The organism is Burkholderia sp. HI2500 (assembly GCF_002223055.1).
Lineage (GTDB): Bacteria > Pseudomonadota > Gammaproteobacteria > Burkholderiales > Burkholderiaceae > Burkholderia.
Map to the genome: position 1 here is coordinate 1,795,819 of NZ_NKFL01000004.1, position 15,795 is coordinate 1,811,613.

Sequence of the window (15,795 nt, forward strand, 5' to 3'; positions counted from 1 at the left end):
CCGTCCCCGGCGGCCACCTAGCCAGCCGCCACGACCCCGCGATGACCGTCAATACCCGCCCGCTCCCCGATTCCGATCCGATCGCGCTGCTGCGCGTCGCCGACCTGCGCACGGCCGAAACCGACGCCACGGCGGCGCTGCCGCCGCATACGCTGATGGGTCGCGCCGGCGCCGCCGCCGCGCACTGGCTGTCCGAGCGCATGGCCGGCGACGACCGCCCCGTGTGGTTCGCGGTCGGCCCGGGCAACAACGGCGGTGACGCGCTGGTTGCAGCCGCTCACCTCCAGCAGCTTGGCGTCGCCACGCAAGCGTGGATGCCGGTGCCAGTCAAACCAGACGACGCGCAATGGGCGCTCGGCCTCGCGCGCGCAGCGGGCGTACCGCTATCCGCCACACCGCCTGCTTCGCTGGACAGCTTTGCATGGGTCGTCGACGGGCTGTTCGGCATCGGCCTCGGCCGCGCGCTCGACGGCGCATTCGCCGAGCAGGCCCAGCGCATCGCCGCGCATGCGCGCAGCGGCGGCCACGTGCTCGCACTCGATGTGCCGAGCGGGCTCGACAGCGATACGGGCCAGATCGTCGGCGCGGGCGTCGCCGTCGCCGCCACCCATACGCTCACCTTCATCGCCGCGAAGCCGGGCCTCTATACGGGCGAAGGCCGCGATCTCGCCGGCGAGATCGACGTCGCCTCGCTCGACGTCGCGCCACCCGCCGCGCCTGCCATCGTGCTGAACGCGCCCGCGCGGTTCGCCGCCGCCCTGCCCGCGCGCGCATTCGCGTCCCACAAGGGCACGTTCGGCAGTCTCGCAGTGCTCGGCGGCGACACGGGCATGTGCGGCGCGCCGATCCTGGCCGCCCGCGCCGCGCTGTACGCCGGTGCCGGCAAGGTGCACGTCGGCTTCCTCGGCGCCGGCGCACCGCCGTACGACCCGCCGTTCCCCGAACTGATGCTGCATCCGGCCGACGGCCTCGATCTCGGCGCGATGACCGCCATCGCGGCCGGCTGCGGGCTGGGTACGCGCGAGGCCGCGGCGACGCTCGTGCGTGACGTGCTCGCACACGATGCCGCGACGCTGCTCGATGCCGATGCGCTGAACCTCGTCGCGACACATGCCGATCTTGCGACCGCCGTCGCCACGCGCGGTGCGCGCGGCAATCCATGCGTGCTGACGCCGCATCCGCTCGAAGCCGCCCGGTTGCTCGGCAGCGACACGGCGACTATCCAGCGCGACCGCGTCGCAGCCGCGCAGGCACTTGCGACTCGTTATGCGGCGCATGTCGTGCTGAAAGGCTCGGGCACGGTGATGGCGGCACCCGACGGCCGCGTGACGATCAATCCGACCGGCAACGCGGCGCTTGCCACGGGCGGCACCGGCGACGTACTCGGCGGACTGATCGGCGCGTTGCTTGCGCAGCGCGTCGCACCGTACGAGGCAGCGCTCGCGGGCGTCTACCTGCACGGCCTCGCGGCCGATACGCTGACCGCACACGGCACCGGCCCGGCCGGACTCACGGCCGGCGAACTCGCGCCGATGGTGCGCACGCTGATCAATCGCCTTTTTTACGCGTCGCCGCGCGCCGACACATAAGGCCGCTATACTGACTGCCCCGCCGCACGGCGGGCCCTCTCGTCCGCCGGCCTTCCGATCCCGATGAGCCGGCGCGGCATTCCTCCCGATTCACGCTTCACTCGAACCGCCATGACGCTGAATTCGCTCCCCGCCTGGACTGCCCTTCAATCCCACTTCGAGCAAATCCGCCATGCTCGCCTGCGCGACTGGTTCGCGCCGGAAAACGACCCCACGCCGACGCGTGCCGAACGCTTCACGCTCGCAGGCGGCGGCCTCGCGGCCGATTTCTCGAAGAACCGCATCAATGACGAGACGCTGCGCCTGCTCGTGCAGCTCGCACGTGACGCGGGCGTCGAAGCACGCCGCGACGCGATGTTCGCGGGCGAGATCGTCAACCCGACCGAAGGCCGTGCCGCGCTGCACACCGCGCTGCGCGCGACCGATCCGCAAGCGCCGTTCCATGCACAGATCAGCGCCGAGCGCGCGAAGATGGCGACCTTCGCGCGCGCCGTGCGCAGCGGCACGTGGACGGGCTACACCGGCAAGCGCATCCGCCACGTGATCAACATCGGCATCGGCGGCTCCGATCTCGGGCCGAAGATGGTCGTGCATGCGCTGCACCACGTCGCGACGCCTGAAATCACCACGCACTTCGTGTCGAACGTCGACGGCGCCGATCTCGCGCGCGTGCTCGAACAGGTCGATCCGGAGGAAACGCTCGCGATCATCGTGTCGAAGACGTTCACGACGCTCGAGACGATGACGAACGCACGCTCGCTGCGCGACTGGTTCGTCGCGCGCGGCTGCCCCGAGGACGCGCTCGCGAAGCACTTCGTCGGCGTGTCGGCGAACCCGGCCGAAGTCGTGAAGTTCGGCATCGCCGCGGACAACGTGTTCGAAATGTGGGACTGGGTCGGCGGCCGTTACTCGCTGTGGTCGGCGGTCGGCCTGTCGATCATGATCGCGATCGGCCCCGAGCAGTTCGACGAGCTGCTGGCCGGCGCGAACGACATGGACCGTCATTTCCGCGAAGCGCCGCTCGAGCGCAACCTGCCCGTGCTGCTCGGCCTGATCGGCATCTGGTACCGGAATTTCTTCGGTTCGCAGAGCTATCTCGTCGCACCGTATTCGGAAGCGCTGCACTACCTGCCGTCATACCTGCAGCAGCTCGAAATGGAGAGCAACGGCAAATCCGCGCGCCTGGACGGCACCTTCGTCGACTACCCGACCTCCGCCGTCACGTGGGGCGAGCCGGGCACCAACGGCCAGCACGCGTTCTTCCAGATGCTGCACCAGGGGCCGACGATTGTGCCGATCGACTTCATCGCGGTGCTGACGCCCGAGCATCCGCTCGCGAGCCATCATCCGAAGCTGCTGGCGAACTGCTTTGCGCAGAGCGAGGCGCTGATGCTCGGACGCACGCTCGACGAAGCGCGCAAGGTCGCGGGGCCGGGCAAGGAAGCGCTCGCGCCGCACCTGACGTTCCCGGGCAACCGCCCGACGACGACACTGCTCGTCGATGCGCTGACGCCGCGCACGCTCGGCGCGCTGATCGCGCTGTATGAACACAAGGTGCTCGTGCAGGCAACGGTGTGGGACATCAATCCGTTCGACCAGTGGGGCGTCGAGCTCGGCAAGATTCTCGGCAAGGTGGTGGAAGCCGACCTGACGGCCGAGTCGGTCGATCCGGCCAAGCACGACTCGTCGACCACCGCGCTGATCGAGCGCGCCCGCGCGGCGCTGAAGCGCTGACGCTCTCGGGTAGCGGCGTCATGCCGATGCCGGCCGCGCAGCCCTGCTTGCGCGGCCGGCCGCTCAATTCAGGTGCCGCGCTGCTCCGCGTGCGGCTCGACGATGCGTCCGGCGTCGATCGTCACGGTCGTCGCACAGCGGCGTGCAAGTTCGACATCGTGCGTGACGAGCACGAGCGTGGCGCCGTGCGTGCGGTTCAGTTCGAACATCAGGTCGATGACCGCATGGCCGGTGGCCGCATCGAGGCTGCCGGTCGGCTCGTCGGCGAACAGGATCGCCGGGCGCGTGACGAATGCGCGTGCAAGCGCGACACGCTGCTGCTCGCCCCCGGACAACAGCTTCGGATAATGCGCGGTACGCTCGCCGAGACCGACCTGCACGAGCAGCGCCTGGGCACGATCGGCTGCTTCACGTGCGCTGATGCCTCCCTGCAGCTCGAGCGGCAGCATGACGTTCTCGAGCGCCGTCAGGTGCGGCATCAACTGGAACGACTGGAACACGAAGCCGACTGCGCCGTTGCGCAGCGCCGCGCGCGCATCCTCGTCGAGCTGGTCGAGCGCACGCCCGAGCAGGCGAACCGTGCCGCTCGTCGCGCTGTCCAACCCTGCAAGCAGGCCGAGCAGCGTCGATTTACCCGACCCCGACGCGCCGACGATCGCGAGGCTGCTGCCCGGCTGCACGGCGAACGTGATGCCGTCGAGGATCGTCAGCTCGCCCGTTGCATCGGCGACCCGCTTGCATACGTCATGGACTTCGATGATCGGATCGGCAATCTTGAACATGGACACGACATTTCGCTGGAAAAGACGCGCGGCGGTCGCCGCGCTGCTGGGCACCCTGCTCGCTGCCACCGTGCCGGCGCGCGCCGCAACGACGCCGGCGGCGACATCAGGCCAGCCCGTGATCGTCGTGCTCGGCGACAGCCTGTCGGCCGAATACGGGCTGCCGCGCGACACCGGCTGGGTGGCATTGCTGCGGCAACGGCTCACGACCGAGCGAATCGATTATAGCGTCGCGAACGCCAGCGTCAGCGGCGACACCACGAGCGGCGGCCGCGCGCGGCTGCCCGCGGTGCTGCAACGGCTCAAGCCGTCGATCGTCGTCGTCGAGCTCGGGTCCAACGATGCGCTGCGCGGCGTGCCGCTCGCCACGACCGAGCAGAACCTGCGCGACATCATCGCAGGCGCACGACAGGCGCGGGCGAAGGTCGTGCTGGTCGGCATGTATGTGCCACCCAATTACGGCCCCGACTACACGCAGAAGTTCCACGCCGTCTATACGCGGCTGTCGAAGGATCTCGGCGTGCCGCTCGTGCCGTTCCTGCTGGCCGGCATCGAGAACAAGCCGGAGTTGTTCCAGGCCGACCAGATGCACCCTGCACAACAGGCGCAGGGCATTCTGCTCGACAACGTCTGGCCTGCGCTGAAGCCGCTGCTCGGCAAGCCGCGCGGCTGACGCTGCCGCCCCGCCGGAAAACAAAAAGCCCCGCATGAAGCGGGGCTTTTTGTTGCGTGCGAAACGACGCTCAGTTGTCGCCGTCCTGCGACTGGCTGACCGTCGTACCGTACAGCTTCACCTTCGAGCGGTCACGCAGCGCAGCAAGATACGCTTCGCCTTCGCTCTGCGCGTCGACCTGCGCCATCTGCTGCTGCGCGGCGGCCAGTTGCTGCGGATCGACCGCCGAACCCGGGATCACCGCGTTCACGCGGTAGATCGCGTAGCCGTCCGCGCCGAGATCGACACCGACGTACGCCGGCAGCGTCTTCGCATCGACCTTGTACACGGCGCTCAGTGCAGCCGGCGTCAGGCCCTGCGACTGCGTGCGCGACACCTTCTGCGCGGCCGCGAACCCGTCGACCGACTTCGACTTCTGCAGTTCGGCAAGCTTCGCCGCGCCGTCCTTCTTCGCGAGCTCCGCAGCCTGTTCGGCCACGACCTTCTGGCGCACGACGTCCTTGATCGCGTCGAGCGCAGGCACGGCGGCCGGCTTGTAGTCGGTCACGCGCGCCGAGATCAGCGTGTTGTTGCCGACGTCGATCGCCTGCGTGTTGTTCTGGCTCTTCACCGCGTCGTTGGCGAACACGGCGGCCAGGAACTTCGGATTGTTCAGCGGGCTCGTCGGCGGCAACTGCGGGTTCGGCGTCGGCGTGACGGTGGCCGTCTGGATCGTCAGCTTGTACTTGTCCGCGGCCGGCTGCAGCGTCTTCGCCTTTTCGTAGACGGTGGACGTGAAACCTTCCGCGTTGTCCGTGAACGCCTTCGATGCGTACTGCTGCTTGAGCTCGACTGCGATCTGGTCCTTCACGTCGGCGAACGGCTTGACGGCGGCCGGCTTCACTTCCGTTGCCTTCAGGATGTGGAAGCCGAGATCCGACTGCACGACACCGCTCACGTCGCCCTGCTTGAGCGCGAACGCGGCATCGTCGAACGCCTTGCCGCCCGCCGTCGAGCCACGCGTAATGAAGCCGAGGTCGCCGCCCTTCGCGGCAGACGGTGCGTCCTGCGAGCTCTTCTGCGCGACCTGCGCGAACTGGTCCGGATGCGCCTTCACGTCGGCCAGCAGCTGCTCGGCCTTCGTCTTCGCCGCAGCCTTGTCGGCCGCGCTTGCGCTGCCCGGCGCGGCGATGAAGATGTGGCTCACGCGCACCTGTGCTTCGGTGCGGAAGTGCGTCGGGTTGTCGTCGTAGAACTTCTTGATGTCCGCCTCGGTCGGCTGCGCGCTCGCGGCCGCTGCGGCCGGCGAATAGACGAGGTACTGGATCGTCGCGGTCTCCGGCGTCGCGAAGCTCTGCTTGTGCGCGTCATAGTACGCGGCGAGCTGCGCATCGGTCGGCTGGACCTTCGCGGCGAAGTCGCTCGTCTTCAGCACGAGCGCCTGCACTTCGCGCTGCTGCGCGGCGAGTTCGGACAGGCGTTGCGCGAGGCTCTTCGGCGTGAATGCGCTCGACACGATGCTGGCCGGAATCTGTTGCAGAGCGAGGCTGTAGCGCACGCGCTCCTGATACTGCTCGGGCGTCATCCCCTGGAACGACAGCAATTGCGCATAGCGCTCGACATCGATCGAACCGTCGGGCTTCTTCAGCGACGCAATCATCGGGTCGCTCATCAGCGCGTCGCGCACGGCGTTGTCGGATGCGGTCAGGTGCAGACGTTGGGTCTCGTCGGCCAGCACGCGTTGCTGGATCAGGCCGTCGAGCACCTGCTTGCGGTGCTCGGGCGTATCGAACATCTTGATGTCGAACTGCCCGCCGAGCGCCTGACGCGCCTGGTCGATCTGCTGACGGAACGCGCCGTCGAATTCGACCCGCGTGATCTTGTGCCCGTTGACTGCCGCGACGTTCGCGCTGTCGTCGAAGAAGCCGCGGAAGCCTTGGATCCCGACGAAACCCAGCCCCGGCAACACGATCAGGAGCAGGAGCGCCATCATCAGGCGCTGGTGATTACGGAAGAAATCGAGCATGCGTGACCGGAAAATTGGACAAAACGTCCGATATTACAACATACGGGGTGGGACGGGAGAAAAGCAGACGTAGCGTCCGCGAGTACGGCGCGGCAAACAGGCGCACAAAACGAAAGTGCCCGCACTCGGCGGGCACTTTCGTTTGTTTGGCGGAGCGGACGGGACTCGCCTGCATCGTGCAGGCCGCGGCTGCGCTTGCAGGCGCTGCCCTAAACGCAAATGAAAAAGCCCGCACAAGGCGGGCTTCTTCATTTTCTGGCGGAGCGGACGGGACTCGAACCCGCGACCCCCGGCGTGACAGGCCGGTATTCTAACCGACTGAACTACCGCTCCTTGGTCTGGCTGAATCAGGAAACTGGTGGGTGCTGAGGGGTTCGAACCCCCGACCTACGCCTTGTAAGGGCGCCGCTCTACCAGCTGAGCTAAGCACCCGTTTCCGATTCGTTCTGGCTGCGATCTGCGTTTCGGCATCAACAACCAGCGAGCCCGCAAGTTTAATTCATCCCCGATCATTTTGCAAAGCCCTGACGCGAATTTTTTAAACGTTCGCGCACACGATTCGGCTACGCATAAAAAAACCCGCGGCCATGCCGCGGGTTTCGTGAACAACCGTCAGGAACGACGATGTCCCGATGCTTAGTGCTTGACGAATTCCGTCGAGCCGGCATCCTTCGCCGCATCGGCGACCGGTGCCGCCGCCTTCGCCTCTTCTTCCGGCGGCAGCGGGGTCGGCGAACGCTCGAGCGCGAGTTCCAGCACCTTGTCGATCCAGCGGACCGGCACGATCTCGATCGCGTTCTTCACGTTGTCCGGAATCTCGGCGAGATCCTTCACGTTCTCTTCCGGGATCAGCACGAGCTTGATGCCACCGCGATGCGCGGCGAGCAGCTTCTCCTTCAGGCCACCGATCGGCAGGACTTCACCACGCAGCGTGATTTCGCCCGTCATCGCGACATCGGCACGCACGGGGATACCCGTCAGCACCGACACCAGCGCGGTCGTCATCGCACCGCCCGCGGACGGACCGTCCTTCGGCGTCGCGCCTTCCGGCACGTGGATGTGGATGTCCTGCTTCTCGAACGCTTCGTCCTTGATGCCGAGACGACGCGAGCGCGAGCGCACGACCGAACGTGCCGCCTCGACCGACTCCTTCATCACGTCGCCGAGCGAACCCGTACGGATCACGTTGCCCTTGCCCGGCATCACCGCGGCTTCGATCGTCAGCAGATCGCCACCGACTTCCGTCCACGCGAGGCCCGTCACCTGACCGACCTGGTTTTCCTTCGCCGCGAGGCCGAAGTCGTACTTGCGTACGCCGAGGAACGTATCGAGGTTTTCGCCGTCGACCTTGATCGCGCCCGATGCCTTCTTCAGCAGCAGCATCTTCACGACCTTGCGGCAGATCTTCGACACTTCCCGCTCGAGCGAACGCACACCGGCTTCACGCGTGTAGTAGCGGATGATGTCGCGGATCGCCTGCTCGGTGACCTCGATCTCGCCTTCCTTCAGCCCGTTGTTCTTCTTCTGCTTCGGCAGCAGGTAACGCTGGGCGATGCTGACCTTCTCGTCTTCCGTGTAACCCGACAGACGGATCACTTCCATCCGGTCGAGCAGCGGCGGCGGGATGTTCAGCGAGTTCGACGTCGCGACGAACATCACGTCCGACAGGTCGAAGTCGACTTCGATGTAGTGGTCGGCGAACGTGTGGTTCTGTTCCGGATCGAGCACTTCGAGCAGCGCCGACGACGGATCGCCGCGGAAATCCATGCCCATCTTGTCGACTTCGTCGAGCAGGAAGAGCGGATTGCGCACGCCGACCTTCGTGAGGCTCTGCAGGATCTTGCCCGGCATCGAACCGATGTACGTACGGCGGTGACCACGGATCTCGGCTTCGTCACGCACGCCGCCGAGCGCCATCCGGACGAACTTGCGGTTCGTCGCGCGGGCGATCGACTGGCCGAGCGAGGTCTTGCCGACGCCCGGAGGCCCGACGAGGCACAGGATCGGCGCCTTCACCTTGTCGACGCGCTGTTGGACCGCGAGATACTCGAGGATGCGTTCCTTCACCTTCTCGAGGCCGAAGTGATCCTCGTCGAGTACCTGCTCGGCGTTCGACAGGTCGTTGTTGACCTTGCTCTTCTTGCGCCACGGCAAGCCGATCAGCGTGTCGATGTAGTTGCGCACGACGGTGGCTTCCGCCGACATCGGCGACATCAGCTTCAGCTTCTTCAGCTCGGCGTCGGCCTTCTTCTTCGCTTCCTTCGGCATGCGCGCGGCGTTGATGCGCTTCTCGAGTTCCTCGAGATCCGCACCTTCCTCGCCCTCGCCCAGTTCCTTCTGGATCGCCTTGACCTGTTCGTTCAGGTAGTACTCGCGCTGGCTCTTTTCCATCTGGCGCTTCACGCGCCCGCGGATGCGCTTTTCGACCTGCAGGATGTCGATCTCGGCTTCGAGCTGTGCGAGCAGGTGCTCGAGGCGCTCGATGACCGGGAACATCTCGAGGATGTGCTGCTTCTGGTCGAGCTTCAGCGGCAGGCGCTCGGCGATCATGTCGGCGAGGCGGCCCGCTTCGTCGATGCCCGACAGCGACGTGAGAATCTCCGGCGGGATCTTCTTGTTCAGCTTCACGTACTGGTCGAACTGCGACACGATCGCACGGCGCAGCGCTTCCGTTTCAGCGCTGTCGGCGTGATCGGGTTCGAGCGGCATCACTTCGCAGGAGAATTGCGTTTCCTGCTCTTCGATCGACAACGCCTTCGCGCGCTGCAGGCCCTCGACGAGCACCTTCACGGTGCCGTCCGGCAGCTTCAGCATCTGCAGGATGTTGGCGATACAACCGACCTCGTACATGTCCTTTTCGGTCGGTTCGTCCTTGGCCGCGGTTTTCTGGGCGACGAGCATGATGTGCTTGCCGCCTTCCATCGCTGCTTCGAGGGCCTTGATCGATTTCGGCCGGCCCACGAAGAGCGGAATCACCATGTGCGGGAAAACGACGACATCCCGCAGCGGCAGCAGCGGGAGCGTGATGCGTTCCGGCGGGAGAAGTTGGGTGCCTGACATTTCATTTCCCCATGAGTGGAATCAATTGTTCGGTAATTGAGGCCGCCACAACGAATTGCAAGCCTTCAAGTGCGGGAAATATTCGGTAAGAAAGTAACCACCGCGTGTCGAGTCAGAGTTACCCACAAGATAAACGAAAAAAAGCCGCCCACGGTCTCATGAACGGCCTTTTTCGCAGAACATCGTCTCGGCAAGCCGGTCAGTTCGAACCCGCCACCTTCGGCGTGTCCTCGTAGATCAGCAAAGGCTTGCCGTCGCCATCGATGACGTTCTCGTCGATGATGACCTTGCTGACCCCTTTCATCGTCGGCAGCTCGTACATCACGTCGAGCAATGCCTGTTCGATGATCGAACGCAAACCGCGCGCGCCGGTCTTGCGGCGGATCGCCTTGCGGGCGACTGCCTGCAGTGCGCCCGGCCGGATCTCCAGCTCGACGCGCTCCATCGCGAACAGCTTGTGATACTGCTTGACGAGCGCATTCTTCGGCTCGACCAGGATCTTCATCAGCGCGGCTTCATCGAGCTTGCCGAGCGTCGCGACCACCGGCAGGCGGCCGATCAATTCGGGGATCAGACCGAATTTGATCAGGTCTTCCGGTTCCGTTTCGCGCAGCACTTCGCCCGCGTCGCGTTCCTGCTTGCTCTTGACCGTCGCGCCGAAGCCGATGCCGGTTTTCTCGGTACGGTCGGTAATCACCTTTTCGAGGCCGTCGAATGCACCGCCGCAAATGAACAGGATGTTGGTCGTGTCGACCTGGATGAAATCCTGGTTCGGGTGCTTGCGGCCGCCCTGCGGCGGCACCGATGCCATCGTGCCCTCGACGAGCTTCAGCAGCGCCTGCTGGACACCCTCGCCCGACACGTCGCGCGTGATCGACGGGTTGTCCGACTTGCGGCTGATCTTGTCGATTTCGTCGATGTAGACGATCCCGCGCTGGGCCTTGTCGACCTCGTAGTTGCAGTTCTGCAACAGCTTCTGGATGATGTTCTCGACGTCCTCGCCGACGTAGCCGGCTTCGGTCAGCGTCGTCGCATCGGCGATCACGAACGGCACGTTGAGCAACCGCGCGAGCGTCTGCGCGAGCAGCGTCTTGCCGGAGCCCGTCGGGCCGATCAGCAGGATGTTGCTCTTCGACAGCTCGACGTCGTCCTTCTTGTCGAGATGCTTCAGGCGCTTGTAGTGGTTGTACACGGCCACCGCGAGGATCTTCTTCGCGCGCTCCTGGCCGATCACGTACTGATCGAGGATGTCGCGAATTTCCTGCGGGCTCGGGAGATCCGACCGGGACAGGCTGGCCTCGACGCCGGCGGCAGCCGCCTCGTCGCGAATGATTTCGTTGCAGAGGTCGATGCATTCATCGCAGATGAACACCGACGGGCCCGCGATGAGTTTTTTCACCTCATGCTGGCTCTTTCCGCAAAACGAGCAATACAACAGCTTCTCGCTGTTCGAACCTTTTTTGTCCGCCATGAATGTAGAGCCTCCGGACAGGTAAATGACATGATACGCCGATTGCTCCGGACGCCGCGCCTAGGGCGCGACCGGAGCCGGCTGGATGCGCTTGCCGCAGATGCTCAGGGCACTCGGGACGTTTGAGGGCGCCGCCCGAATCGGGGCGGCACCCCGTTTAAGCTCACGGGCGCTTCAACAGCACCTGATCGATCAGCCCGTACGCCTTCGCGTCCTCGCTCGACATGAAGTTATCACGGTCGGTGTCGCGCGCGATGCGCTCGACGTCCTGGCCCGTGTGCTGCGCGAGCAACTGGTTCAGCCGCTCCTTCAGGTAGAGGATTTCACGTGCCTGGATCTCGATGTCGGATGCCTGGCCGCGTGCGCCGCCGAGCGGCTGGTGAATCATCACGCGCGAATTCGGCAGCGCGAAACGCTTGCCCTTCGCACCCGACGCGAGCAGGAACGCACCCATGCTGGCCGCGAGGCCCATGCACAGCGTCGACACGTCCGGCTTGATGAACTGCATCGTGTCGTAGATCGCCATGCCGGCCGACACCGACCCGCCCGGGCTGTTGATGTACAGGCTGATGTCCTTGTCGGGATTCTCGCTCTCGAGGAACAGCAATTGCGCGACCACGAGGTTGGCGGTCTGGTCGTTCACTTCGCCGACCATGAACACCAGGCGCTCCTTCAGGAGACGCGAGTAGATATCGTACGAACGCTCGCCGCGGCCGCTCGTTTCGACGACGATCGGCACCAGCCCCAGCGCTTGCGCCTCGAAACCCTGCGGCGCGTTCGAAGCAAGCATGTCCAGCAATTCAGCGCGAGTGATCATTCAATGAACCTTGTTCGAATGGAAAATTGAACGGAAGGAAGCCGCCCGCTCAATCGCCATATTAATGGCAACCGTGCGCTTGACGTAAAAACGGCGTGCGGGCCGTCGCTCCGACAGCCGGCACGCCGCTAGAGCAACACTTACGCTTGCGCCGATGCGCTCGCGAGTGCTTCGAAGCTCACTTCCTTGTCCGTCACCTTCGCCTTGCCCAGCACGAAATCGACGACGTTGCTTTCAACGACGAACGCTTCCATCTCGGCGAGGCGCTGCTGGTTCGAATAATACCAGCGGACCACTTCCTTCGGGTCTTCGTAGCTCTTCGCGAACTCGTCGACTTCCGCGCGGATCTGTTCCGGCTTCGCTTCGAGGCCGTTCGACTTCACGAGCTCGGCCAGCACGAGGCCCAGCTTCACGCGGCGTTCTGCCTGCTCGGTGAACATCTCGGCCGGGATCGGTGCGTCCTTCGCGTTCGGCACGCCACGCTGCGCCAGATCCTGGCGAGCCATTTCGACGAGGCGTTGCTGATCCTGCTCGATCAGCGCCTTCGGCACGTCGAGTTCGGAAATCTTCAGCAGCGCGTCCATCACCTGGTTCTTGACGATCGACTGCGTGCGACGCTTCGCTTCGCGCTCGAGGTTTTCCTTGATCTCGGCACGCATCTTCGTGAGGTCGCCGTCTTCGATGCCGAGCGACTTCGCGAATTCAGCGTCGATTTCCGGCAGGTGCGGCCACTCGATCTTCTTCATCGTGACCGTGAACTGCGCCGTCTTGCCCGCGACGTCCTTGCCGTGGTAGTCCTCCGGGAACGCCAGGTCGAACGTGCGCGATTCGCCGACCTTCAGGCCCAGCGCTGCGGTTTCGAATTCCGGCAGCATGCGGCCTTCGCCGAGCACGAACGGGAAATCTTCAGCCGTGCCGCCCTGGAACGCGACGTCGTCGATCTTGCCGACGAAGTCGACCGTCACGCGGTCGCCGTCCTTCGCTGCGGTGTCCGCGCCGCCGTCGCCGTGCTCGCCGGCTTCGCCACGTGCGTGGAAGTGCACGCGCTGCTTGCGCAGGATGTCCAGCGTGCGGTCGATTTCGGCGTCGCCGATCGACGTCGTCGAGCGCTCGACTTCAGCCGTCGCCAGATCGCCGATCTTGACTTCCGGGTAGACCTCGAACGTCGCGTCGAACGCGTATGCACCTTCAGCCTGCTCCTGCTTCGGCTCGAAGCTCGGCTGGCCAGCGACGCGCAGGTTTTCCGCGCGGCTGATCGTGAAGAATTCCTGGCCGATCTTGTCGCTCAGCACTTCCGCCTCGACCTGACCCGCGTACTGTTGCGCGACCATCTTCACCGGCACCTTGCCCGGGCGGAAACCCGGCATGCGCACGGTCTTCGCGAGTTTCTGGATACGGGCGTCGATTTCCTTCTGCACGGTGTCTTTCGGCAGGGAAATCGTCACGCGGCGTTCAAGCTTGCCGAGGTTCTCAACAACGTTAGCCATGGCTTCAATCGTCCTAAAATTATTCGAGCGAATCGGGTTTTCCTTGCCGTGCCTGCCTGCGGCGTGAGGTGTGTCACATCCACTCGCCGCGCCGGAGCGCCACGCCATCCCTGCACGCGCCGGATGGCTAGCGCAAGCGGCTCGGAGCACGGCTTTGGCCGGAAGAATCGACTATTCTAGCAAACAATTTTCATCACACCGCCAGATCGGCGCGACACGCATGCGTCCGCGCCGCGTCAACCGCCCTTTGCACGGCAATGCAAGCGGATCGCCGCTATGCCGAACGCCGTATCCACCACGGGCCCGCCATCCTGTAAGCTCCAATTGAAGGGTCGCCGCCGTCGCGGCCCCGCCATTCTTCACACCAATCACGCCTTCCGGAGACACCATGCCGCAACACCCGTCCGCGCCTGTCGTCGTCATCGCGCCCGATTCGTTCAAAGGCTCGCTTTCTGCCGAGCAGGTCGCGGACGCGATCGCCACCGGCATCCGCCGGGCCCGGCCCGACGCCGTCGTGCGCTGCTGCCCGATGGCCGACGGCGGCGAAGGCACGCTCGACGCGATGCTGGCAGGCGGCGGCACGCGGCGCGCACTGCGGGTGGCCGGCGCGTCGCTCGCGGCACGCGATGCGGCGGTCGGCGTGATCGACGCGCGCACCGCGATCGTCGAGACGGCGGAGATCGTCGGCATTACGGATCCGGTCGGCATGAGCGTGCCGGTCGACGCGCGCAGCACGCGCGGGATGGGCGAGGCGATCCGCACGCTGCTCGACGAAGGCGTGCGCCGCTTCTTCGTCGCGCTCGGCGGCAGCAGCACCAACGACGCGGGCGCCGGGCTGCTCGCGGGCCTCGGCCTGCAGTGCTTCGACGCGGCTGGCCAGCCGGTCGAGCCCGTGCCGTCGCGGCTCGCCGATATCGCGCGCATCGACGCGTCGGGGCTCGACCCGCGGCTGAAGGAAACGGAATTCATCGGCATGTCCGACGTCGACAACCCGCTGACGGGCGCGCACGGCGCGACCGCCGTGTTCGGCCCGCAAAAGGGCGTGACGCCCGGGCAGGTTGCGACCCTCGACGCCGCCCTCGCCCGCTTCGCCGACCTCCTCGAAGCCGCCCTCGACCGTCGCAGCCGCGACCTGCCGGGGGCCGGCGCGGCAGGCGGCCTCGGTTTCGCGCTGCACATGCTCGGCGCGCAGTTCGAAGCGGGCGCCGAAGTGGTCGCGCGGCAGGTCGGCCTCGATGCGGCGCTCACCGGCGCCGACTGGCTGATCACCGGCGAAGGCCGCTCGGACGTGCAGACGCTGCATGGCAAGGCGCCGTTCATCGCGTGCCGCCACGCGCAGGCCGCCGGCGTGCCGGCGTCGCTGCTGTCGGGGGCGGTCGACCCGGCGGCGCTGCCGCGCCTGTCCGAACATTTTTCCGGCTGCTTCTCGCCGGCTCCCGGGCCGATCACGCTCGACGTCGCGATCCGCGACGCGGCCAATCTGCTCGCGAACGAAGCGGAGCAATTGACACGCCTGAAGTACGGCGCACACTGACCGTTGACCCGAGCGCGCGATACAGGAACAATCGGGCCCGCCCTTTTTCTTCAGGATTCGACATGAAAGGCCGTCAAGCCGGGCTCGATCAGTTTCTGACCTATCGCCTCCACGCGCTCACGAAGCGATCCGACCGCGGGATCGGCGAGGTGTACCGGCACAAGCTCGACATCTCGCTGCCCGAGGCGCGCGTGATCGCCGCCGTCGGCGCCTTCGGCCCGTTCTCGATCATGGATCTCGCACGCCACACCAATCTCGACAAGAGCCAGGCGAGCCGGGCAGCCGAGGCGCTGCTGCGCCAGGGGCTGCTCGAGCGCAGCGCGAGCGAGGAGGATGGCCGGATCGTGCTGATCGCGCTGACCGCCGACGGCCGCGCGCTGCATCGCAAGATCATGCCGATCGTGCGCAAGTGGAACGACGGCTTGCTTGCGTGCCTGTCCGACAGCGAACGCCAGACGTTCGAACGGCTGCTCGACAAGGTCGTCGCGCACGCGACCGAGCGGGACGACTGAGCCGCAACACGGGCACGGCGCCCGCAGTATTGATCCGACGAATTTGACGGGCCGCCCCGGTCGCCTCACCGGCGACGCGGGCGGCCCGCTTTGCGTCATGCGGCGCGTCGCGATGCAAACGGACTGCAGCG

Annotated in this window: 11 protein-coding genes and 2 tRNA genes; 5 read left to right on the plus strand and 8 right to left on the minus strand. The window is 65.8% G+C overall.

The window, feature by feature from the left end; genetic code table 11:
• Positions 1 to 41 precede the first annotated feature (41 nt).
• Complete coding sequence (locus CFB45_RS11040; protein ID WP_089425619.1) at positions 42 to 1,589, plus strand: NAD(P)H-hydrate dehydratase; 1,548 nt, start codon at positions 42 to 44, stop codon at positions 1,587 to 1,589.
• 111 nt (positions 1,590 to 1,700) lie between these two features.
• Positions 1,701 to 3,323, plus strand: coding sequence for a glucose-6-phosphate isomerase (gene pgi / locus CFB45_RS11045; protein WP_089425620.1), 1,623 nt, complete (start codon positions 1,701 to 1,703; stop codon positions 3,321 to 3,323).
• A gap of 68 nt (positions 3,324 to 3,391) precedes the next feature.
• On the opposite strand, the gene CFB45_RS11050 is transcribed toward pgi, so the two are convergent.
• Positions 3,392 to 4,105, minus strand: a complete 714-nt coding sequence (locus CFB45_RS11050; RefSeq protein WP_089425621.1) for an ABC transporter ATP-binding protein — start codon at positions 4,103 to 4,105, stop codon at positions 3,392 to 3,394.
• Here CFB45_RS11050 and CFB45_RS11055 point away from each other — a divergent pair.
• Positions 4,104 to 4,778: an arylesterase gene (locus tag CFB45_RS11055; protein WP_089425623.1), complete on the plus strand. Its 675-nt coding sequence runs from the start codon at positions 4,104 to 4,106 to the stop codon at positions 4,776 to 4,778. The genes CFB45_RS11050 and CFB45_RS11055 overlap by 2 nt on opposite strands.
• 70 nt (positions 4,779 to 4,848) lie before the next feature.
• Here CFB45_RS11055 and CFB45_RS11060 read toward each other — a convergent pair whose 3' ends face one another.
• The 7 genes from CFB45_RS11060 to tig all read right to left on the minus strand — a co-directional run bounded on the left by CFB45_RS11060 (position 4,849) and on the right by tig (position 13,618).
• Positions 4,849 to 6,783 carry a SurA N-terminal domain-containing protein gene (locus CFB45_RS11060; protein ID WP_089425624.1) on the minus strand — a complete coding sequence of 645 codons (1,935 nt, stop codon included), beginning with the start codon at positions 6,781 to 6,783 and terminating at the stop codon, positions 4,849 to 4,851.
• A 256-nt stretch (positions 6,784 to 7,039) separates the two neighbouring features.
• Positions 7,040 to 7,116, minus strand: a tRNA-Asp gene (locus CFB45_RS11065).
• Positions 7,117 to 7,139: 23 nt separating this feature from the next.
• Positions 7,140 to 7,215: transfer RNA gene (locus tag CFB45_RS11070), tRNA-Val, on the minus strand.
• Positions 7,216 to 7,419: 204 nt separating this feature from the next.
• Positions 7,420 to 9,843: an endopeptidase La gene (lon, locus tag CFB45_RS11075; protein WP_011352361.1), complete on the minus strand. Its 2,424-nt coding sequence runs from the start codon at positions 9,841 to 9,843 to the stop codon at positions 7,420 to 7,422.
• A 199-nt stretch (positions 9,844 to 10,042) separates the two neighbouring features.
• Entirely contained in the window at positions 10,043 to 11,314 is a 1,272-nt protein-coding gene (gene clpX, locus CFB45_RS11080) for an ATP-dependent Clp protease ATP-binding subunit ClpX (protein WP_006489345.1), read from the minus strand.
• Between the two features lie 163 nt (positions 11,315 to 11,477).
• Positions 11,478 to 12,131 carry an ATP-dependent Clp endopeptidase proteolytic subunit ClpP gene (clpP, locus tag CFB45_RS11085; RefSeq protein WP_010092137.1) on the minus strand — a complete coding sequence of 218 codons (654 nt, stop codon included), beginning with the start codon at positions 12,129 to 12,131 and terminating at the stop codon, positions 11,478 to 11,480.
• 140 nt (positions 12,132 to 12,271) lie between these two features.
• Positions 12,272 to 13,618 (minus strand): trigger factor, encoded by a 1,347-nt coding sequence (tig, locus tag CFB45_RS11090; RefSeq protein ID WP_089425625.1) that lies wholly within the window; start codon positions 13,616 to 13,618, stop codon positions 12,272 to 12,274.
• Between the two features lie 388 nt (positions 13,619 to 14,006).
• Between tig and CFB45_RS11095 the strand changes: the two genes are divergently transcribed.
• Positions 14,007 to 15,152 carry a glycerate kinase gene (locus CFB45_RS11095; protein WP_089425627.1) on the plus strand — a complete coding sequence of 382 codons (1,146 nt, stop codon included), beginning with the start codon at positions 14,007 to 14,009 and terminating at the stop codon, positions 15,150 to 15,152.
• 62 nt (positions 15,153 to 15,214) lie between these two features.
• Positions 15,215 to 15,664, plus strand: coding sequence for a MarR family winged helix-turn-helix transcriptional regulator (locus tag CFB45_RS11100; RefSeq protein WP_039367176.1), 450 nt, complete (start codon positions 15,215 to 15,217; stop codon positions 15,662 to 15,664).
• Positions 15,665 to 15,795: the final 131 nt, after the last annotated feature.

Bases quoted from the DNA above. Each gene is read 5' to 3' on its own strand.
- CFB45_RS11040 (WP_089425619.1), top strand. From the start codon at position 42: ATGACCGTCAATACCCGCCCGCTCCCCGATTCCGATCCGATCGCGCTG.
- clpP (WP_010092137.1), bottom strand. From the start codon at position 12,131: ATGATCACTCGCGCTGAATTGCTGGACATGCTTGCTTCGAACGCGCCG.
- pgi (WP_089425620.1), top strand. From the start codon at position 1,701: ATGACGCTGAATTCGCTCCCCGCCTGGACTGCCCTTCAATCCCACTTC.
- tig (WP_089425625.1), bottom strand. From the start codon at position 13,618: ATGGCTAACGTTGTTGAGAACCTCGGCAAGCTTGAACGCCGCGTGACG.
- CFB45_RS11050 (WP_089425621.1), bottom strand. From the start codon at position 4,105: ATGTTCAAGATTGCCGATCCGATCATCGAAGTCCATGACGTATGCAAG.
- CFB45_RS11095 (WP_089425627.1), top strand. From the start codon at position 14,007: ATGCCGCAACACCCGTCCGCGCCTGTCGTCGTCATCGCGCCCGATTCG.
- CFB45_RS11060 (WP_089425624.1), bottom strand. From the start codon at position 6,783: ATGCTCGATTTCTTCCGTAATCACCAGCGCCTGATGATGGCGCTCCTG.
- CFB45_RS11055 (WP_089425623.1), top strand. From the start codon at position 4,104: ATGGACACGACATTTCGCTGGAAAAGACGCGCGGCGGTCGCCGCGCTG.
- clpX (WP_006489345.1), bottom strand. From the start codon at position 11,314: ATGGCGGACAAAAAAGGTTCGAACAGCGAGAAGCTGTTGTATTGCTCG.
- CFB45_RS11100 (WP_039367176.1), top strand. From the start codon at position 15,215: ATGAAAGGCCGTCAAGCCGGGCTCGATCAGTTTCTGACCTATCGCCTC.
- lon (WP_011352361.1), bottom strand. From the start codon at position 9,843: ATGTCAGGCACCCAACTTCTCCCGCCGGAACGCATCACGCTCCCGCTG.